Origin of the sequence: Sphingobium sp. LMC3-1-1.1 (assembly GCF_040676285.1) — a bacterium.
Classification (GTDB): Bacteria; Pseudomonadota; Alphaproteobacteria; order Sphingomonadales; family Sphingomonadaceae; genus Sphingobium.
In genome coordinates this window covers 800,661-815,711 of record NZ_JBEGHQ010000001.1, presented here as the reverse complement: position 1 = coordinate 815,711, position 15,051 = coordinate 800,661, and the positions used below count along the sequence as shown (strand labels likewise).

The following is a 15,051-nucleotide window of genomic DNA, read 5'->3' as shown; positions in this document are numbered from 1 at the left end:
GCCAGAAGGGGTGAAAATGGACTATAAGATCAAGCTCGACGGTCAGGATGTGGTTGTGACCGTCCTTCAGACAGCCAAAACGGTGTGGGAGGCTTCGGGCGCATTCGAAGGCTCGAATGTCACAGTGAAAGGCTCGAGCGCGCAAAATGCCCTCAGTCGTTGGCGGAAAGTCGCGCCGCGGCAGGGGGATTGATCAAAGCACGTCGAAGGCCGATCCCTTCCGCAGTGATACGATGTCGAAGGCCCGCGAGGTAGAATCAGCTTCATCGTCGTGCTTGGCGACCGGGAATCCCTCCAGCGCGTTGAACCAGCCATCATTCCACGGCCCGCGCATCACATCGACGTTGCCCGCCTCAGCCTGCGCGGAGAACGGCCCGAACCGCGTCACCTTGTCGCCAGTCTCGGTCGAGGATCGCACCGTATAGCCGCTCAGCATCTTGGTCATCGCGGCGACCTGGCTCTTGCCCGCCTGCCCCGGATCTTGCGGCAGGGATATTTCGACAGCGTGCCCGTCCTCGCTGGCCGTGTTCATGATGAACCGCTCGACGCCGGCAGGCGTGGTCATCACCTTGCGGCAGTCGACGACGATGTAGCGCCCATCCGGCATGCGCCCGATCTTTGTCGATGCCGTGGCATCAGGGTCGGGATTGTCCGCGGTCGGAGGTGTGGCCGCAAGGTCATAACCGCGCCCGAAGATCGTACCCGCCGGCACCGCATCGACAACCCGGCACCAGGCCCGCTGGAAATACAGCCCAGCGGCCGGCCTGATCTTCCAATTGCCGCCGAGCAGCCGTTCCCGCTCGACCAGCGGCAGCGCCAGCAGCGAGGCCATATAGCCGGGGTCCGCCGCCATCAGCGCCTTATTGTCGGTCAGCTTTGCCGGGATGAATGTCAGCGACTTTGCCGGGATCGGAACCGTCTCGCCCGCGTCGTTCAGCATCGTGTAGCAAGCGAGTTCTTCCGGGCTGTCCGCCCATTTCAGATCCTCGCCGACGCGCACGAACCAGCGCAGCACGCCCGCACGCTCGGGAATCGGCAGACCGGTATCCTGATCGATCCACCACGCGATGAGTTCGGCCACCCAGCTATCAGCATCGGGGTTACAGGTGGCGCGGATGTAGGGCCGGACCCCGCACATGGAGCGGTTGCGGCTGACCATATACCAGAACTGGATCGCGCTGAAATGCGTCAGCTCATCGAAGCAGATGAGCGGGATCTGCGCGCCCTGGTAGTTGAAGCGTGTCTTGTCATGCTCGAGGTGCGCGAAGCTGACAGCAGCACCGCTGGGAAACTTCCACCATAATTCGTGCTCTTTGGGATCGCCGCCGATCTGCGGGTAGAGGGTGGCGCTTTCGTCCCAGAGACCGCCTTCATTGCGGATCTGGACCGTGGAGCGTCGGAAGAAGACGGCGCCGAAGCCGGGATTGCTGACATGGCGCAGCGGCTCCATCAGCAGGCCCCAGGTCTTCCCGCCGCCGGCGCCGCCGCCGTAGATGGCGATGTCAGCGGGCGAGGAGAGGAAGGCGGTCTGGGGGCCGGGCTGGGGGCGGATCGTCTCGGGGCCGATTGCGGGGGTGATGGTGGTGTGGGCGTTCACAGCCGATACAAGCGAGGCTCTTTGCGATCGCGCCTACCACGACCAATGCCAATCACATCGCCCGCATCGACTCCCGCGCGAACGGCCTCCCAATGCGCTATTTCATCCCGATCGGCATACTGCCATTTATTCGAAGCCAATCCGCGAATGGTATGCGCTCGCTTGCCACCCCTTGGCCTGCCTTGATGCAGGATTTGTATCCCGACCATCTCCCCCTTTAGGGGGTCATCTTGGCCGGCGACCGGATCGAACCAAAGGTCGGTAACAATCGCATATTGGAACCCATGATCCCGCTCGTGTCGCTGCCAGCCTGCATCGTTTGCGGCTAGATCATCGCGGATCGGCGAATCCCAACGGCTAATCACCCGGCACATCAACTGATCGCCTACCTTCACGTCAGCGAACCGGCCACGACCGCGCTTGCGCTTTACCCGTGCCTGCGGCTCAACCCATCGCCGCCCATTTTCGTCAACAATCCAGGTCACCCATCCCTCCCATTGTCCGGCAGCGCGAAGATGGCGACCGCAGGCGCGGCGACGGGTAGATCCTTCCCGTCCTTGCCCGTTAATTCGCGCCGGTTCGTGTAGGCGTTGCCCATCTCCTCGGCCGCCTGCTTGTTCAGGGCCGCCGCCAACGGGAAATTGCCCTTCGCCTCAGCCTTCGCCGCCATGCGCTGGAGAGCGCGGAGCCGGGTGGCACGGTGCGCGATAGCGATCTGCGACGTATCCTCGATGAAGGCCTTGCGCGCCTGCTCGAACAGAGCCCGCCATTTTGGCGCCACCTTCGCGCCGGCTACCTTTGTCGGGTCATATTTTTCAACGCTCTGACGGCTGATCTGGATCTTGAATTCCTGGTTGACGGCCTCGACCACCTGCGACGGCGTGTCGAAGCAGGCGAGGGCTTGCACGATGAAGGTTTTGACGTCTTCGGACAGGCGGGTTTCAGCCATGGTTTCGTCTCCCCCCGGTCAACTAGGCGGCTTCGCGGCGGCAGGTGCCGCACACACCCGCGATCGATGCCTCGCCGATTAACGGCCTGCGGTTCGCCGCCTCCACCATTTGCTCGACCCCTGCGGCTTTGGCGCCATAGCGCGCCACGACCCCAACGAATTCCTCCACATCATGCCCCTTGATCGCGAACACGGGAGATCCGTCCTTCCGAAACTTCGGCATCCCGAACATGTCGAGCGCTTGGCCGCAGTGGTAAAGCTCATGCTCGACCAGCGCGCAGAAGCTCGCATCATCCATTCCATGCGCAGCCGGCGCGCTGAAAGTCAGCAGGAAGTCCGGCACCTCCCCGAACCATTCCTCGACCTGCTGCGCGGCGCGGGCCTTCTGCCATTTGCCCATGGCCGTCGGCGGCATCAGTTCCGCCTGGCCGATGACGCTGCGCATGTTCCGGCCGTTGTCGCAGTTCGTCCAGAGAACGCCCAGCGAGGCGTCTCGCAGGTGGGCATGATCGGCGTTGAACAGTTCGCTATCCTCACTCACGAACGTCTCGACGATCCAATCGCGCAGATCGAACGCGGGAACGAACCGGTCGGCCATCTCGATTTCCGAGAAGGTGGCGAGGTCTTGGGGCGGGTATGGCCTCATCGCCCAATCGTCCTCCCCACATTGCGCGCCTTGGCGATCACGGTCACGACGACGCCGTTGCGGACGACCAGGCGCTCGCCATTCTTCCCGATCACCACCGGGCAGCCGAACTCCTCCGCAACCGCAAGAGCAGGGCTCTGCATCTCAGCGCGCAAGGCCGCGATGTCGACGCCCTTCACCCGCTCTAGGTATCGAATGACCGCATGGTCGGAGATGTCGGTCACAGCATCCTCTCCCCTCGCGAATTGCCACCAATCCGCCGCCCGAGCAGGAATTCGGAACTCACCACCTCGCCAAGGTCCGGCCATGCAACCGACATACCGTCCTCCGCGATGACGAAGTCGTCCAGCTGGCCGCCGCGGGCTGCATTCAGGATCGGGAACCATTCGAGGGGCGCGCATAGGAAACGACCGTCGCCGAATTCGACGCACAGGGCCCGGCGCTCGAACCGCACGTCGCAAATTGTGTGATCAAGCGGCACGATCATGCCTAAGCTCCCTGAGTCTGGAACGATATTCGCGCCGGCGCTTCAGCAGTTCACCACCACCGCATTGCTCCACCCAGCGCTTGTTGCAGTTGGTGCGCGAGCCGAAAACGGTCTCGATTCCGCGCCAGCCCCAACGGACGAAGACCTCCGCAAAGCCCGGCGGCGGCGGCTTGCTGCGTGATGATATTTCGGTCATGCGGTCCCCCTCTGTTGGGCGTTTATGGAGCTATCGCGCCCTGACCCGGCCAGTTTCCTCCAGCCAGCGATCGAAGTGGCGCTTGCGGATCCGGTTGCGGCGGATGCGCGCGCCTGCTTTCCACGCAGACCAGGCAACGACGGGCAGCACATTCAGAGCGAAAAACAGTTCGGTCATTTTGGAAATTCTCCCATTCCATCAGGCTTCTTGCAGTTCCAGCACTGCCGCGGGAGGGGCTGGCCGGTGTCGGTTTCGCGGGCGCCGCAGAGACAGGCCAGTTCGATGATCTTCGGCTTCATGCGGCCCTCCGGTTCCGGTCACGGATGTCACGAGCCTCATCGGGTGTGCAGCGCGGTTCATCACGGCGCCGGAACTCGTCCAGCGGGACGAGATGCATGGTGTCCGCCTTCTCGTTGTAGACCCACCGCAGCGCCTTGCCCTCGCCCTGGAGGCGGGTGTTGTAGTTCTCCGCAACACGGCGGCCGATGGCGGCCAAGTCATCCGGATCGGACAGCGCCTTCTGGCGCAGGTCGCCAGCGAGCGAACGAAGCTCCGAAGCTTTGGGCATGAACGCCTTGGTCCTGATCCATTCCCGGACCGCTGCCTCCAGCTGATCTTCGATCATGTCGGCGACGTCGCTGGCGAGGAGCAGGACGCGGGCTTCCCGGTCTTCCTCGCTGATCGTGGCGTTGGGCGGGAAGCGGACATCAAGCTCCCGGATCATCCGCTCAATGCGGACGCTCGGCTTCCTCCGCTGCGATTGCGGCAAGGAGGCGGCCGGAAGCGCTGGAGCGGGTCGACGATCGAACAGGGGATTGGCGTGTTCCATGGGGGTTCTCCCGGCGGGCAACGGTTTGGCGGATGGCTGGATCGAGGTATCGGAAGGTGCGGATCGGTTCGGAATTGCTGGCGCAGACGCGCCGGGCGCATTCGGTCATCTCTTCGACCGTGGCCCCTAGCTTCATCCATTCCCGAACGTGGGCAAGGTTGTCGGCGTAGCGGCCGGAGTCGTTCGCCGGATTGTGGTTGATGCCTCCGGCATTGCCGATGAGGCGGGCGACCTCTTCCACGCTGTCGGGCTTCGCACCTGCGCGCTCCTCTTCTTCCTCTTCTTCATGTGAGGTGGAGGTGGAGGTGGAGGGGCATCCATCCGGCATTGCGTCCGCATGTGCGTTCGCATCATCAACTTCGTTATTTTTCAGTGACTTATCGTTCCAACGACTATTTGCGGACTGACGATTTTGCTCTGACTTTTTAGCGACGAACCGGAACTCTTTTGTGAGCCGTTCTTGCTGCCAACCAGTTGCGGTCAGCTTCCAGAACGCCATGACGGATGGCTTCAGCTTCGCCCACTTCTTCGGGGTGATGCCCAGCATCCTGGCAAGGCGCGCGTCATCATCGGGCAGCGAGCAGTCAGGTGACCGCCATGCGATGAGGAGCAGCATCAGATAGGCGCCATGCTCCTCAAGCGTCAGATGGCGCGTGTCGGCCATATAGGCATCGCCGAAGAGGGGAAGGGCGGCGGGGCGGGCTGTCACGGTTCGATCGCCCCTTTCGACCATGCGGCGCGGTAATGGGCGTCTTCGAGGTAGTTCAGGGCTTGGCGGGCGCAGGCCAGCGCATCCTTCCAGATCTCCGATCCAGTGAAGCGCATGACGTGATAACCGGCTTCCAGCATGGCGCGGTCGCGGCTGCGATCCGCCGCGGCCTGCTGCTTGGTCCGCTCATGATAATCATGGCCGTCGCACTCCACGACCAGCGCCGTCGCGCCCAGCTGGAGCAGGAAGTCCACGCGATACTGCCCGATCTGGACCTGTGGCATGATTTGCAAATCATTCTCGCCCGGCGACAACGCGATCAGCGACACGAACATCGCCAGTTCGATCGGCGATTCCGTCTGCCGGTCATAGGTCGGCAGGGCTGCGGTCAGGACGCGGCTATAGTGATCGACGGCAGCGACGACGGCGCGCTCGACGGTTTCGGGATAGAGGCTCATATCGCAACCACCTCGATCACGAACCGGCCACCCTTCACGCGCTCGGCGAAGCGGATCTCCGGCTCCGCGAAGTGGCGATCGTCGACGCCCAGGGCCCAAGCGATTCCGTCCTGGTACGCCTTCAGCGCGGCGGAGGAATTATCCTTGTCCGGCGCCGGGCCGGCTGGCTTGGGATGGATGGTGGCGACCAGACGCAGCCGATCACCGGCAGGCGCGTTCCTGCGCTCAGCCAGAGCGGCGGCGCGCGCCCAGCCCTTGTGCTTCTTAGCCGCTTTGTGCCGCGTCATGTGATGCCCGCGACCGTTCGGCCACAGGATCTTCGCGGGGAAGGGGAGGTCTAAAATCATTGTAGCACTCGCTGAATTCATCCTCGCCCCGGCGCGTAGCCGGGGTCCGGTGAAATCAGCCAGCGACCGGCGTATCTGCGGGCGCATCGGGAAGAGAGCCGCCCTCGACCTTCTCGTCCGACAAGCCGGTCGCATCCGCATGCAGTTCGCGGACGGACAGCGAGCAGTTGCTGCTGATGTGGAAGAGCCGCTTCGTTTCCTTGGGAACAAAGGTCGTGGTGTCGCGATAGCCATGCGACTGGACGACGTTGTCAGTATGGTGGAAGCTGTCGCTGGTCGTGACGGCGACGGGCCAGCTATGGGTTTCGATGGTGATGGTCGTGGTCATAAATTCTCCTGTAAAAATGCGCGTCGGTGACCAGATTTACGGCTGTATCCGCCTCCCCCTGACCGAACCGATTGGCCCCTTGCGGGACATCTGGCCTTGTTCGCACCCGGGCCGACGCGGCGTCCGGGCAGTCTATCGATCGGGGGTAGCTGGTTACTCGGGCGAACCCGCGAAGATCGGCAGGCCGGTTTCGGCGGCGACCTTTTCGATAGCCTCGTTGAACGCTGTCTCGAACGTCAGGTCTGGACGCCACAGCTCGTACCAGAACACGAGGCCTTCGCCGGTCTTCCGATAGCGGAAGCGCGCGATCAGGCGGAACGCGTCGATGGAGCGGGCGAACACAGGGATGGTGATCGAGAACATTGTGGGCAGCGTCAGGGGCTTGCCGTCGCCATCCGTATGCTCGCTGTCGAAGGTGAATTGCGCTTCGCCGGTCGAGAGGTTCTTGGCCTCCTTGATGACGGCGCGTTCATAGACCTGAAGGCCGCGCGAAATTTCGACCAGCTTGGACGGCGTTGCCAATGTCCCACGATTGGCCCGCACGAAATCCTGTGACGCCTGCGCGAAGGATTCCACCGGATCCGCAGATACGTCCACGATATGATCTTCGATGAAGCGGGCGAAGTCGCCCATGCCCATCGGAGCGGCATTCTTGCCGATCCACGCCTGCCACTCCTTGGAGAGCGGGAACGCATATTCAGCTTTGTGCCGCATGGCCTGCACGGGATTGGCAGCGAACACGACATCGCCGGGTTCGTTGTCCGGGTGATAGTCGAAGATCGCTGTCAGCGAGGGCTTCGTGAAATCGTCGCAGGCGAAGATCGCCGAGTTCTGAAATTTGAAGCGGTTCACCAGCGCGATAAACGAAGGCAGTTGCGTCAGCGACGCCGTGCCGGTGCGGTGGAGCGGGAAGGCGCGCAGCTCGTCCCAAGAGTTGGCCGGAACCGGCGCGATACCGTTCGCCGATACGACGAAATGCGCCTTGGTGCCGTCGCGCGGGTCGGCCAGTTCGACAGGCTTGGCCTGAATATGCTGGGCAGCAATGTCGAACGCCGCTTCCATCAGTTCGCCGGTGCGATCTGCCACTGTATTGGTGCTGGTCATAATTATGTCCTTAATCAGCCGCGAACGACGCGGGCTTCGGTGTTGATTTCGCGGATGGTGCCGAAAAGGTTGCCCTGGTTCGGCTTGTTCGGACTCATGCGGCCGTCACTGGTGAACCACGCGACGGTCGCGCCGTGCTTCTCGACCGGCAGCTTGAAGGCGAGGCTGGGCGTCAGGACTGAAAATTCGCGGTCGTGGTCGTAATCAACCTCGATGGTCAGCGTGATCTTGCCCTTGGCCTTCTTGCCGGTGTCGATACCGACAGCTTCCAGCTTGGTCGCGAATTCGCGCAGGGGTTCGCAGCTATCAGCGTTGAACTGCCCATCCTTCAGCATAAGGATCAGGTCAGAAAGAGTTGACGCGGCGGGATAGCGCTGGCCGCCGTCCGCCGCCTTCGTCTCGATTATTTCCCCGGTTTCCTGATCAACCGTATCCATCTATATTCTCCTTCGGCGTAGTAAGGGCCGTGTCTCGCTTTCCTCGGGGCGCGGCCCAATCCGCCCCGGCGAAATTCACCGGCTGCGCGCCTTCCGCTTCAGGTTCTTGATCGACCAGCAGTTGCGGCACATGCCGGTTTTCGGCACGCGCTTGGGATCGAAGGGCTTGCCGCATTTGCAGCTGGCGGGAGCGGCGATCATGCGACGGCTTCCAGCTTCGCCTGATCCAGTCGGGCCAGCCGAGCGCGCAGCGCATCGATCGCGCGCGAAGCCTCGTCCAGTGCGTCAGCGCCGATCTCGCGAAGCTCACCCTCATCAACGGAGCCGGGCGTCTCCATGTCGGTCATGGCTGCGCTCAGCATGTGGGCGAGACGGAGGATGCGGCACAGCTTCTCGCCGTCGGAGGTGGCGTCGCTGCCGATCTCGGTCAGCTTCATGCCAATCAGGGACAGCACGCCATTAGCGAAGCGGCCATTCCACTCTCGGCAACCGAGCAGGAAAGCCGACACCGGCATCTCCGACAGCGCCGTGGCATAGTTGGACGCGCGATCCTCGCTCTTGCCCAGCACGCGACCGACGTCTTTCCACGTCAGCCCGTCTTCCTTGCGGATGGCGGAGAGGTCTTCGCCTAGTTGCGACAGCGCAACAGACGCGGAAAACGAAGCGCGCCTGCCGTGGATATGCGGCTTGCTACTCATCTAAAAGCATCCTCATGACAGGGGGAAAGATCAGAATTGCAGCCGGGCCGGCCGTGCAGGACCGACCCAGCTGCGCCCGCGGTGCGACCCTCGGGGACTTGTTTGCCCGCCGCGGGAATGCGACCCGACGTGACGGGATGAACCGCGGGGCCGGGCATGCGCTCGGTCCCGACTTTTCTGATGGTGAAGGTCATGCTGCGTTCGCCGTGGGCAGAATCAGATCTGCCTCAGTTACCGCGCCCTTGGTCGCCGCGGCGATTTTCACGGCCAGCGGAAGTGAGGGCTGTCGTTGACCATAAACGATCTTGCGAACCGTATTCTCGCTCTCGCCGATCTGTTCGGCAAAGGCGGCGACCGTTTTTTCAACAGCCTTCAGGTGATCGATGAGTTTCATGAACCCTGAGTTACCCTATTTGGGTACATCAGGCAATCGAGAAAAGCGCCCTACTGGTGTTCTTACATTTTGTGCCCCATTTGGGCACGAACGCCGGATGGTCCCAAACTTTGTATCAGCGTGGCGGAAGCATCGTAACCTCTCACAAGATGAGGCTGCGGAGGCGATTGGCACAACCAAGAGCATGTATGGGAAGTTGGAGCGAGGCGAACGAACTCTCGACACTGACTGGCTTGATAAGATGGGGCGCGCTTTTCGATGCGAACCTTATCAGATCATCGCAGCGGCTCCCGGCCACGAGCCTAACGACCGGACTTCAGCCTCCCTGGAGGACGTTGCCGCAGAACATAACCTTGCATTCGTCGAGGAAATTGACCTCGCACTGGGCATGGGCGCCACCTATCTTGATGGCAGTCAGCCTGAGGTGCTTGGCCTTGTCCCCTTTAAGCAGGATTGGCTGCATGGCCTCTATGACGGGCCACTCGATAAACTGAAAGTCGTTCGCGGGCGGGGCGATTCCATGGAGCCGACGATCCGCGAAGGCGACACGATCCTCATTGATACGTCGCAACGCAGGCTGGACGATCAGGACCGTATTTGGGCCGTGGCCTATGGTGAGCTGGGGATGATCCGGCGGATCAAGGCGACACCGCGCGGAACCTGGCTTTTGATCCCCGACAACAAGGTCGTGAACCCGGATGAGGCGACCGACGGCGAGGCGACGCTGCTCGGCCGCGTTATCTGGATCGGCCGGCGCATATGAGCGGGCATATCAAACTGTGGCAATTCGCTCTCGCCACCTTCCTCGCCACTCAGATCCTATACGGCGTCGGCGGCTGGATAGCATGGCTCGTTTCGCTGCTCATTGCGTGGGCGGTGACCAGATCGCAGCCAGCCGGTGAAAAACGGTTCGTTTGGCCCCTGATCGTTTGGATCGGGCTGATGATAATCATGCATATCGGGCGTTCTTAGCACATCTGATGAAGCACCTTTCCCTCGCGATAGTCGGCGCTGACTTCGAAAATAAAACTGGCCCCGGCCGCCGTTTCGAGATCGCTCTTTGCATCCCCGGCGAGCCGGTTGAACTGCGTCCCGAGCCAAATAACCCCGCTGATAAGAATGCGATCGCCGTCTATTCTGCCCGCAGTATTCAGATTGGTTATATCCGGGCCGAACGCGCGCCGTTGATCGGGGCCGCCATGCACCGGGGTATCGTCCAAGCCATCTTCCAGAAGAAAGAAAAGTGGGGCGCCACGATCCGTGCCCACCTCGACGGGACCGTTCCGGTTCTGCCGCTGGTCGATGATTCGCGCGCCAACGACTGGCCGCCTCCGGGGTCCGAAGATGCTGACTGGTGGCCTGACGAAGTTTGGCCAGATGATTAAATACCCTAACAGGGCATTTTAGTATTTGACAGATACCCCAATAGGGTACATATACCTCCCATCAACGGCACGATGCCGATGGGAGAAACACCGTGGCCCAGTCCACCAACCACCAACCCCGCAGCCTGACGCACGACGATGCGTCTCGCGCCTGGGAAGACGCCTACGCTTACAAGGCTGAGATCGAGCGCCGGGAAGCCGAGATCGACGAACCCGCGCCGTGGGCGACGATCGCGTTTCTGCTGAGCCTTTCCGCCATCTCTTATGTGGCGGGAATGATCTGGCTGGGTGGCCTGTAATGCACGCCGCCGACCGCACCCGCGAAGAAGCCGCCCGTGCCCAGCTGCTCCTCAACAGCCAGATCGCCCGTATCGACGCGGCCCTGGCATTCATGGAGCAGCGCAAGGCCGTCTACCTGCCGAGCATCTATGAGAACCTGAAGGCGGCGCTCACTGAGCATCGCAACAAGGCGCTCTGGTATCTCGATCAGCCCAACAGCGGCGGCAGGACCGCGCTTGGCATGATGGGCGTCAACGGTCGTGGACCGCTGCTCGATCGCACCATTTCCAGCGTCGATTTTCACGCCAACCGGACGCGCTACGTGCCGCCGGCGCTTCGTCAGGAGAAGGCGGCATGATCGGCGCTGATCTCACCCGCTACTGCGCGCTGAAGGCAGCTGAATATCAGCATGATCTGGAAGGGCAGGGTGACCGCGCCCAGCGCTGCGCCAACGAGGCGTCCGACCTGGCTTATAACATCAGGTTTCGCGTCAATGCGATCCTCGCGGCTGAGGGCGTTACGCTGTCCCAGCTTGAACAGGCGGAATTGGCATGACCCGCGCGCGCGTCGACTATTCCGACCGTCGTGACGTCCGTGCAGCCGGGTTCGATCCCGATCAGCCGATCGCCGGTCATTACCGCTTCCGGATGCGCTCGGGTGCTGCCTTTTGCGGCGTCCGCATCTGGCACGGTGCCCCGCTCGATCCGGTCACCGGCGAAGAACTGGACCGCTCGCCGCGCTGGCAAGCACTTGTTAACGACGAGCCGGTCGATCTGGAGCGCGTCTGGCCGCGGTGCGCCGCCGATCCGATCGACATCGATGAATATCGCCACCTTTGCACCGTGCAGGATTGGGCGCGTGAGCATGCGCCGAGCAGTCCGCTCGCGAACCCGCACCGCAAGGCTGATCCCCTGACTTCCCCTATTTTGTTCTGAAGGAGCCGACATGACGACGATTGCCGCGCCTCGGCGCACCGACACCGAAAACCCCCGCGCCGTGATGGGCGGCAACCGTCCGCCGCTGGACGTCGAGGCGCGCTTCGCCTTCGACGAGGCGCTGGAGGCGACGAAGCCGGGCCTGCGCGAGCGCATCGACCAGCTGCTGGCCGCCAGCGATCGGGCCAGCGCCACCGACGAGGAAAGCGCTGGTAAGTGCGGCGAGCTGGTGAAGCAGATCCGCGCTGCGGCCAAGGCCGTCGACGATGCTCACACGACGGCTAAGGGGCCATACCTCGCCGCCGGTCGCGCTGTGGATGCCGCCAAGAACGAACTGCGCGGCCCCCTCGATACCGCCAAGGGCAAGGTCGAAGCGAAACAGACGCAGTTCCTGCGCGAGCAGGAAGCGATCCGGCAGGCGGAATTGCGCCGCCAGCGTGAGGCCGAGGAAGCGCGCCGCCGCGAGGAAGCTGAGCGCGCCGCCGCCGAGCAGGCCAGCACCGCTGCGCCGGTCGAGGTCGCGCCCCCGCCACCTCCACCGCCCGCCCCGGAACCGGAGCGTCAGGTAATTCGTGGCGATTACGGCGCGACCGTCAGCGGCCAGAAGGTCTGGCTCAGCCAGGTCGAGGATTACGAGGTCGCGTTCATCGCCGTCGCCAACAACAGCAAGGTCCGCGAAGCCATAGATACCGCGATCAAGGCGATGGTGCGCGGCGGTGTCCACGAGATCCCCGGCGTCCGCATCTGGTCGGACGTCAAAGCCAGCAACCGCTGAGGAGGAAAGCCCATGCCCCGCCAATATGTCGCCTGCAAATTCCGCCCCGAAGACCGGCGCAGCTACACCTATCACAACGATGGCGAGCCGGTTGCCGCTGGCGATCAGGTGAAGATCGCCGGTCGCGAGGAAGATAGCTGGCAGCGCGTCCATGTCGTGTCCGTGAGCGACGAAGAGCCGTCGTTCCCGACCAAGCCCATCCTCGGGAAGGTCGAAGCGGACGAGCCTGCACTTGATCTCGGCGCCGACGCCGAAACCCCGGAGAATTGAGAATGAACGCGCTTTCCAACCGGCCCGCTCGGGCCGCCGCCGTCTCCCGCCAGGACGAGCAGATCCAGCAGAACGTCGCCAAGATCGAGGAGCAGAGGAGGCGCCCGAGCGCGCTCGCCCTCATGGCGTCCCGCCTTGGTGTCAGCGAAAGCAACCTGTCCGGCACCCTGAAGGCGACCGTCTTCAAGAACTGTTCCGACGCCGAGTTCGTCGCGTTGGTGATCGTCGCCAACGAATATGGCCTCAATCCGCTCACCAAGGAAATGTATGCTTTCCCACAGAAGGGCGGCGGCATCGTTCCCCTTGTGTCGATCGACGGCTGGATCAGGATCATGAACGGCCATCCGCAGTTCGACGGGATCGACTTCACCGACATTCCCGATGGTGACGGCAAGCTGCTGGCGATCGAGGCGGTGATCTATCGCAAAGATCGCAGCCGCCCGATCCGCGTCACCGAATATCTGGACGAGTGCAAGCGCAACACCGAGCCGTGGAACAAGTCGCCGGCGCGCATGCTGCGCCACCGCGCTCTGATCCAATGCGCTCGCTATGCATTCGGCTTCTCCGGCATCTATACCGATGATGACGCCGAGGTGCAGATGATGGGCGACCCGGTTGAGGCGCGCAATGTCACGCCGCCGCCTAGTCGCCAGCAGACCGCCTCGCCGGCGATCACGCACGACCCGCGGACCGGCGAGATCATTGACGATGAGGAATCAGCCCGCGCGCTCGATGCGCAGACGCAGGGTTGGCAGGAAGGGCCGGCCGACAGCCAGCGCGGGGAACGCTTCAACGGCCTGACGCTCGAGCAGGCAATGGAGGAAATCGACGTCTGCCAGACCGTCATCGATGTCAATGCTCGGGTTGAGGAACTGGCACAGCAGCTGAGCCAGGAAGACGGCGACGAGTTGTTCGTCCATGCCGGCGTCCGCAAGACCGAGTTGGGAGCGAAGTAACATGCGCTCCCGCACCGCCAACCCCGAGGATATCAGCCGGTGGATCGACGCCACCGGCTGGACCTGGAACGAACTTCCCGCCGCCATGCGCGCCGTCGGCCTGTCGCACACCACCAGCGCCACCGCGATCCGCGAATGGACGGAAGGGAAGGGCGCTCTGAACCGCGATCACATGGTCTGCCTGGCGCGCTTCATCGAGGAGCATCCGCAGCCCGGCCCGGCCGCCGCGTTCATGGACGGCGTTGCCGCCCGTGCCCGTGCCGCTGCCTGGGCGAAGAGTGCGGAAATCCAGAAGCGTCGGGATGCTGTCGAGCAGCAGCGGGCAAGGTGGCGCCGGGAGAACCTCGCCCGGGAGCATCAGCCGAAAGTGCCTCATCGTGGCCCGCTCTACGGGCTGGACCGTGATACTGTGCGCGCGCTGCGCGGATATTAGATTTCACCAAGGGAACGGGGCGTCAGCCGAACAAGCGGCCCCGGATAATTCGATGAGCGACCCCATCCAAAACCGCTACCGCGCCGGGATGAACGCGATCGCCGAAGGTCTGGACAAGGCCTTCAATGGCGATGCCCAACCCAAGAAGATCGGCTTCGTCCTGTTGATGGCGGAGTTCGGCCAGATCGAGGGCGGGCGCGTCAATTACATCAGCAACGGCGAGCGCAGCGACATGATTGCCATGATGAAGGAATGGCTGGCTCGCGCTGAGGGCCGCTATTCGGAGCAGGGAGGGCAGGCATGACCCCCGCGCCCCGCAGCACCGCCGCCCGCTACCGCCCCGCCTGGCGCACGCCGGCCGGTGAAACCCGCACCGTCAAGAATGTTGGCGACGTCGAGATGTCGGCAACCGGATCCTTCCGCCGAACCAAAGACGGTTTTGAGCGGATCGCTTGATCGCATCATCCAAGGAATCATCCATGACCAAGATTTCCGATGAGACGGTCGCCCTGATCCGCAAGATGAAGGTTGAGCCATGCCCGCATTGCGAAGGATTCCTGACCAACAAGGCGATTGCCCGCCGGCTTGGCCTCAATCCTGGGACCGTCAGGAACATCACCGGAGGCAACAATCCGCGCAGCGGGGCAGGGGAGCGTCGGGGATGAACGACAATGATCGAGCAGGCAACCAGTGCGTCGAATGCGAAGGCTGGACGGTCAATCGCAGCCACATCTGCAACGCGTGCAAGCCGCTCTATCCCGACCGGCTGATAGATGACGTCGACCCGGCCGCCCGCGAACCGAAGGAACCACAGGCATGACCCACCCCCATGAAGGACT

34 protein-coding genes are annotated in these 15,051 nt (G+C 62.9%); 15 read left to right on the top strand and 19 right to left on the bottom strand.

Going from position 1 to position 15,051, the window contains the following annotated elements; all coding sequences use genetic code 11:
* The first annotated feature begins 16 nt into the window (after positions 1-16).
* Positions 17-193 carry a hypothetical protein gene (locus tag MRBLMC3_RS04085; protein WP_363826024.1) on the top strand — a complete coding sequence of 59 codons (177 nt, stop codon included), beginning with the start codon at positions 17-19 and terminating at the stop codon, positions 191-193.
* Here MRBLMC3_RS04085 and terL read toward each other — a convergent pair whose 3' ends face one another.
* The 19 genes from terL to MRBLMC3_RS03990 form a co-directional block, all read right to left on the bottom strand.
* Positions 194-1,597, bottom strand: coding sequence for a phage terminase large subunit (gene terL / locus MRBLMC3_RS04080; protein ID WP_363826021.1), 1,404 nt, complete (start codon positions 1,595-1,597; stop codon positions 194-196). It abuts the gene before it with no gap.
* Positions 1,594-2,082 (bottom strand): hypothetical protein, encoded by a 489-nt coding sequence (locus tag MRBLMC3_RS04075; protein WP_363826018.1) that lies wholly within the window; start codon positions 2,080-2,082, stop codon positions 1,594-1,596. The genes terL and MRBLMC3_RS04075 overlap by 4 nt, the downstream gene beginning before the upstream one ends.
* Positions 2,079-2,546 carry a DUF2280 domain-containing protein gene (locus MRBLMC3_RS04070; protein ID WP_363826016.1) on the bottom strand — a complete coding sequence of 156 codons (468 nt, stop codon included), beginning with the start codon at positions 2,544-2,546 and terminating at the stop codon, positions 2,079-2,081. The genes MRBLMC3_RS04075 and MRBLMC3_RS04070 overlap by 4 nt, the downstream gene beginning before the upstream one ends.
* Before the next feature lie 22 nt (positions 2,547-2,568).
* A complete protein-coding gene (locus MRBLMC3_RS04065; RefSeq protein ID WP_363826014.1) occupies positions 2,569-3,192 on the bottom strand; it encodes a putative metallopeptidase in 624 nt (207 codons plus the stop codon).
* On the bottom strand, positions 3,189-3,416 hold the full coding sequence (locus tag MRBLMC3_RS04060; protein ID WP_363826012.1) for a hypothetical protein: 228 nt from the start codon (positions 3,414-3,416) through the stop codon (positions 3,189-3,191). The genes MRBLMC3_RS04065 and MRBLMC3_RS04060 overlap by 4 nt, the downstream gene beginning before the upstream one ends.
* The gene (locus tag MRBLMC3_RS04055; RefSeq protein WP_363826009.1) at positions 3,413-3,679 is read right to left on the bottom strand and encodes a DUF2442 domain-containing protein; all 267 of its coding nucleotides are present in this window, start codon (positions 3,677-3,679) and stop codon (positions 3,413-3,415) included. The genes MRBLMC3_RS04060 and MRBLMC3_RS04055 overlap by 4 nt, the downstream gene beginning before the upstream one ends.
* Entirely contained in the window at positions 3,663-3,875 is a 213-nt protein-coding gene (locus tag MRBLMC3_RS04050; protein WP_363826008.1) for a hypothetical protein, read from the bottom strand. The genes MRBLMC3_RS04055 and MRBLMC3_RS04050 overlap by 17 nt, the downstream gene beginning before the upstream one ends.
* Positions 3,876-3,905: 30 nt before the next feature.
* A complete protein-coding gene (locus MRBLMC3_RS04045) occupies positions 3,906-4,052 on the bottom strand; it encodes a hypothetical protein (RefSeq protein WP_363826006.1) in 147 nt (48 codons plus the stop codon).
* Entirely contained in the window at positions 4,049-4,174 is a 126-nt protein-coding gene (locus tag MRBLMC3_RS04040) for a hypothetical protein (protein WP_363826004.1), read from the bottom strand. The genes MRBLMC3_RS04045 and MRBLMC3_RS04040 overlap by 4 nt, the downstream gene beginning before the upstream one ends.
* The gene (locus tag MRBLMC3_RS04035; protein ID WP_363826002.1) at positions 4,171-4,599 is read right to left on the bottom strand and encodes a hypothetical protein; all 429 of its coding nucleotides are present in this window, start codon (positions 4,597-4,599) and stop codon (positions 4,171-4,173) included. The genes MRBLMC3_RS04040 and MRBLMC3_RS04035 overlap by 4 nt, the downstream gene beginning before the upstream one ends.
* Positions 4,600-4,603: 4 nt before the next feature.
* On the bottom strand, positions 4,604-5,413 hold the full coding sequence (locus tag MRBLMC3_RS04030) for a YdaU family protein (protein ID WP_363826000.1): 810 nt from the start codon (positions 5,411-5,413) through the stop codon (positions 4,604-4,606).
* Positions 5,410-5,871 carry an endonuclease domain-containing protein gene (locus MRBLMC3_RS04025; protein ID WP_363825998.1) on the bottom strand — a complete coding sequence of 154 codons (462 nt, stop codon included), beginning with the start codon at positions 5,869-5,871 and terminating at the stop codon, positions 5,410-5,412. The genes MRBLMC3_RS04030 and MRBLMC3_RS04025 overlap by 4 nt, the downstream gene beginning before the upstream one ends.
* Positions 5,868-6,158 carry a hypothetical protein gene (locus tag MRBLMC3_RS04020; RefSeq protein ID WP_363825995.1) on the bottom strand — a complete coding sequence of 97 codons (291 nt, stop codon included), beginning with the start codon at positions 6,156-6,158 and terminating at the stop codon, positions 5,868-5,870. The genes MRBLMC3_RS04025 and MRBLMC3_RS04020 overlap by 4 nt, the downstream gene beginning before the upstream one ends.
* Positions 6,159-6,273: 115 nt before the next feature.
* Entirely contained in the window at positions 6,274-6,546 is a 273-nt protein-coding gene (locus tag MRBLMC3_RS04015) for a hypothetical protein (RefSeq protein WP_363825994.1), read from the bottom strand.
* Between the two features lie 153 nt (positions 6,547-6,699).
* Positions 6,700-7,650, bottom strand: a complete 951-nt coding sequence (locus MRBLMC3_RS04010) for a DUF2303 family protein (protein WP_363825991.1) — start codon at positions 7,648-7,650, stop codon at positions 6,700-6,702.
* A 14-nt stretch (positions 7,651-7,664) separates the two neighbouring features.
* Complete coding sequence (locus MRBLMC3_RS04005; protein WP_363825988.1) at positions 7,665-8,087, bottom strand: hypothetical protein; 423 nt, start codon at positions 8,085-8,087, stop codon at positions 7,665-7,667.
* Positions 8,088-8,162: 75 nt separating this feature from the next.
* Positions 8,163-8,288 carry a hypothetical protein gene (locus MRBLMC3_RS04000; RefSeq protein WP_363825985.1) on the bottom strand — a complete coding sequence of 42 codons (126 nt, stop codon included), beginning with the start codon at positions 8,286-8,288 and terminating at the stop codon, positions 8,163-8,165.
* Positions 8,285-8,785, bottom strand: coding sequence for a hypothetical protein (locus MRBLMC3_RS03995; protein WP_363825982.1), 501 nt, complete (start codon positions 8,783-8,785; stop codon positions 8,285-8,287). The genes MRBLMC3_RS04000 and MRBLMC3_RS03995 overlap by 4 nt, the downstream gene beginning before the upstream one ends.
* Positions 8,786-8,975: 190 nt before the next feature.
* Positions 8,976-9,179, bottom strand: coding sequence for a helix-turn-helix transcriptional regulator (locus tag MRBLMC3_RS03990; protein WP_363825979.1), 204 nt, complete (start codon positions 9,177-9,179; stop codon positions 8,976-8,978).
* On the opposite strand from MRBLMC3_RS03990, the gene MRBLMC3_RS03985 reads away from it, so the two are divergent.
* The 14 genes from MRBLMC3_RS03985 to MRBLMC3_RS03920 all read left to right on the top strand — a co-directional run bounded on the left by MRBLMC3_RS03985 (position 9,169) and on the right by MRBLMC3_RS03920 (position 15,032).
* Positions 9,169-9,942, top strand: coding sequence for an XRE family transcriptional regulator (locus MRBLMC3_RS03985; RefSeq protein ID WP_363825977.1), 774 nt, complete (start codon positions 9,169-9,171; stop codon positions 9,940-9,942). The genes MRBLMC3_RS03990 and MRBLMC3_RS03985 overlap by 11 nt on opposite strands.
* 217 nt (positions 9,943-10,159) lie before the next feature.
* Positions 10,160-10,564, top strand: coding sequence for an HIRAN domain-containing protein (locus tag MRBLMC3_RS03980; RefSeq protein WP_363825974.1), 405 nt, complete (start codon positions 10,160-10,162; stop codon positions 10,562-10,564).
* 92 nt (positions 10,565-10,656) lie between these two features.
* Positions 10,657-10,863, top strand: coding sequence for a hypothetical protein (locus tag MRBLMC3_RS03975; protein ID WP_363825971.1), 207 nt, complete (start codon positions 10,657-10,659; stop codon positions 10,861-10,863).
* Positions 10,863-11,201: a hypothetical protein gene (locus MRBLMC3_RS03970; RefSeq protein WP_363825969.1), complete on the top strand. Its 339-nt coding sequence runs from the start codon at positions 10,863-10,865 to the stop codon at positions 11,199-11,201. Before MRBLMC3_RS03975 ends, MRBLMC3_RS03970 begins: the two co-directional genes overlap by 1 nt.
* The gene (locus tag MRBLMC3_RS03965) at positions 11,198-11,398 is read left to right on the top strand and encodes a hypothetical protein (RefSeq protein WP_363825966.1); all 201 of its coding nucleotides are present in this window, start codon (positions 11,198-11,200) and stop codon (positions 11,396-11,398) included. The genes MRBLMC3_RS03970 and MRBLMC3_RS03965 overlap by 4 nt, the downstream gene beginning before the upstream one ends.
* On the top strand, positions 11,395-11,778 hold the full coding sequence (locus MRBLMC3_RS03960) for a hypothetical protein (RefSeq protein ID WP_363825964.1): 384 nt from the start codon (positions 11,395-11,397) through the stop codon (positions 11,776-11,778). The genes MRBLMC3_RS03965 and MRBLMC3_RS03960 overlap by 4 nt, the downstream gene beginning before the upstream one ends.
* A 10-nt stretch (positions 11,779-11,788) precedes the next feature.
* Complete coding sequence (locus tag MRBLMC3_RS03955; protein WP_363825962.1) at positions 11,789-12,553, top strand: hypothetical protein; 765 nt, start codon at positions 11,789-11,791, stop codon at positions 12,551-12,553.
* 12 nt (positions 12,554-12,565) lie between these two features.
* The gene (locus tag MRBLMC3_RS03950; protein WP_363825959.1) at positions 12,566-12,823 is read left to right on the top strand and encodes a hypothetical protein; all 258 of its coding nucleotides are present in this window, start codon (positions 12,566-12,568) and stop codon (positions 12,821-12,823) included.
* Positions 12,824-12,825: 2 nt separating this feature from the next.
* Positions 12,826-13,779, top strand: a complete 954-nt coding sequence (locus MRBLMC3_RS03945; protein WP_414714618.1) for a RecT family recombinase — start codon at positions 12,826-12,828, stop codon at positions 13,777-13,779.
* A gap of 1 nt (position 13,780) precedes the next feature.
* Complete coding sequence (locus tag MRBLMC3_RS03940; RefSeq protein WP_363825957.1) at positions 13,781-14,212, top strand: hypothetical protein; 432 nt, start codon at positions 13,781-13,783, stop codon at positions 14,210-14,212.
* 52 nt (positions 14,213-14,264) lie between these two features.
* The gene (locus tag MRBLMC3_RS03935) at positions 14,265-14,516 is read left to right on the top strand and encodes a hypothetical protein (RefSeq protein WP_363825955.1); all 252 of its coding nucleotides are present in this window, start codon (positions 14,265-14,267) and stop codon (positions 14,514-14,516) included.
* Positions 14,513-14,668, top strand: coding sequence for a hypothetical protein (locus MRBLMC3_RS03930; protein ID WP_363825953.1), 156 nt, complete (start codon positions 14,513-14,515; stop codon positions 14,666-14,668). The genes MRBLMC3_RS03935 and MRBLMC3_RS03930 overlap by 4 nt, the downstream gene beginning before the upstream one ends.
* Positions 14,669-14,691: 23 nt before the next feature.
* Positions 14,692-14,877, top strand: coding sequence for a hypothetical protein (locus MRBLMC3_RS03925; protein WP_363825951.1), 186 nt, complete (start codon positions 14,692-14,694; stop codon positions 14,875-14,877).
* Positions 14,874-15,032 carry a hypothetical protein gene (locus MRBLMC3_RS03920; RefSeq protein ID WP_363825949.1) on the top strand — a complete coding sequence of 53 codons (159 nt, stop codon included), beginning with the start codon at positions 14,874-14,876 and terminating at the stop codon, positions 15,030-15,032. The genes MRBLMC3_RS03925 and MRBLMC3_RS03920 overlap by 4 nt, the downstream gene beginning before the upstream one ends.
* Positions 15,033-15,051 lie beyond the last annotated feature (19 nt).

Bases quoted from the DNA above. Each gene is read 5' to 3' on its own strand.
- MRBLMC3_RS04025 (WP_363825998.1), bottom strand. From the start codon at position 5,871: ATGAGCCTCTATCCCGAAACCGTCGAGCGCGCCGTCGTCGCTGCCGTC.
- MRBLMC3_RS04065 (WP_363826014.1), bottom strand. From the start codon at position 3,192: ATGAGGCCATACCCGCCCCAAGACCTCGCCACCTTCTCGGAAATCGAG.
- MRBLMC3_RS04010 (WP_363825991.1), bottom strand. From the start codon at position 7,650: ATGACCAGCACCAATACAGTGGCAGATCGCACCGGCGAACTGATGGAA.
- MRBLMC3_RS03960 (WP_363825964.1), top strand. From the start codon at position 11,395: ATGACCCGCGCGCGCGTCGACTATTCCGACCGTCGTGACGTCCGTGCA.
- MRBLMC3_RS03970 (WP_363825969.1), top strand. From the start codon at position 10,863: ATGCACGCCGCCGACCGCACCCGCGAAGAAGCCGCCCGTGCCCAGCTG.
- MRBLMC3_RS03920 (WP_363825949.1), top strand. From the start codon at position 14,874: ATGAACGACAATGATCGAGCAGGCAACCAGTGCGTCGAATGCGAAGGC.
- MRBLMC3_RS03935 (WP_363825955.1), top strand. From the start codon at position 14,265: ATGAGCGACCCCATCCAAAACCGCTACCGCGCCGGGATGAACGCGATC.
- MRBLMC3_RS03940 (WP_363825957.1), top strand. From the start codon at position 13,781: ATGCGCTCCCGCACCGCCAACCCCGAGGATATCAGCCGGTGGATCGAC.
- MRBLMC3_RS03985 (WP_363825977.1), top strand. From the start codon at position 9,169: ATGAGTTTCATGAACCCTGAGTTACCCTATTTGGGTACATCAGGCAAT.
- MRBLMC3_RS04040 (WP_363826004.1), bottom strand. From the start codon at position 4,174: ATGAAGCCGAAGATCATCGAACTGGCCTGTCTCTGCGGCGCCCGCGAA.
- MRBLMC3_RS03950 (WP_363825959.1), top strand. From the start codon at position 12,566: ATGCCCCGCCAATATGTCGCCTGCAAATTCCGCCCCGAAGACCGGCGC.
- MRBLMC3_RS04015 (WP_363825994.1), bottom strand. From the start codon at position 6,546: ATGACCACGACCATCACCATCGAAACCCATAGCTGGCCCGTCGCCGTC.
- MRBLMC3_RS03980 (WP_363825974.1), top strand. From the start codon at position 10,160: ATGAAGCACCTTTCCCTCGCGATAGTCGGCGCTGACTTCGAAAATAAA.
- MRBLMC3_RS04045 (WP_363826006.1), bottom strand. From the start codon at position 4,052: ATGACCGAACTGTTTTTCGCTCTGAATGTGCTGCCCGTCGTTGCCTGG.
- MRBLMC3_RS04005 (WP_363825988.1), bottom strand. From the start codon at position 8,087: ATGGATACGGTTGATCAGGAAACCGGGGAAATAATCGAGACGAAGGCG.
- MRBLMC3_RS03990 (WP_363825979.1), bottom strand. From the start codon at position 9,179: ATGAAACTCATCGATCACCTGAAGGCTGTTGAAAAAACGGTCGCCGCC.
- MRBLMC3_RS04000 (WP_363825985.1), bottom strand. From the start codon at position 8,288: ATGATCGCCGCTCCCGCCAGCTGCAAATGCGGCAAGCCCTTCGATCCC.
- MRBLMC3_RS03965 (WP_363825966.1), top strand. From the start codon at position 11,198: ATGATCGGCGCTGATCTCACCCGCTACTGCGCGCTGAAGGCAGCTGAA.
- MRBLMC3_RS03955 (WP_363825962.1), top strand. From the start codon at position 11,789: ATGACGACGATTGCCGCGCCTCGGCGCACCGACACCGAAAACCCCCGC.
- MRBLMC3_RS03995 (WP_363825982.1), bottom strand. From the start codon at position 8,785: ATGAGTAGCAAGCCGCATATCCACGGCAGGCGCGCTTCGTTTTCCGCG.
- MRBLMC3_RS03945 (WP_414714618.1), top strand. From the start codon at position 12,826: ATGAACGCGCTTTCCAACCGGCCCGCTCGGGCCGCCGCCGTCTCCCGC.
- MRBLMC3_RS04035 (WP_363826002.1), bottom strand. From the start codon at position 4,599: ATGATCCGGGAGCTTGATGTCCGCTTCCCGCCCAACGCCACGATCAGC.
- MRBLMC3_RS03930 (WP_363825953.1), top strand. From the start codon at position 14,513: ATGACCCCCGCGCCCCGCAGCACCGCCGCCCGCTACCGCCCCGCCTGG.
- MRBLMC3_RS04055 (WP_363826009.1), bottom strand. From the start codon at position 3,679: ATGATCGTGCCGCTTGATCACACAATTTGCGACGTGCGGTTCGAGCGC.
- MRBLMC3_RS04070 (WP_363826016.1), bottom strand. From the start codon at position 2,546: ATGGCTGAAACCCGCCTGTCCGAAGACGTCAAAACCTTCATCGTGCAA.
- MRBLMC3_RS04020 (WP_363825995.1), bottom strand. From the start codon at position 6,158: ATGACGCGGCACAAAGCGGCTAAGAAGCACAAGGGCTGGGCGCGCGCC.
- MRBLMC3_RS04050 (WP_363826008.1), bottom strand. From the start codon at position 3,875: ATGACCGAAATATCATCACGCAGCAAGCCGCCGCCGCCGGGCTTTGCG.
- MRBLMC3_RS03925 (WP_363825951.1), top strand. From the start codon at position 14,692: ATGACCAAGATTTCCGATGAGACGGTCGCCCTGATCCGCAAGATGAAG.
- MRBLMC3_RS04085 (WP_363826024.1), top strand. From the start codon at position 17: ATGGACTATAAGATCAAGCTCGACGGTCAGGATGTGGTTGTGACCGTC.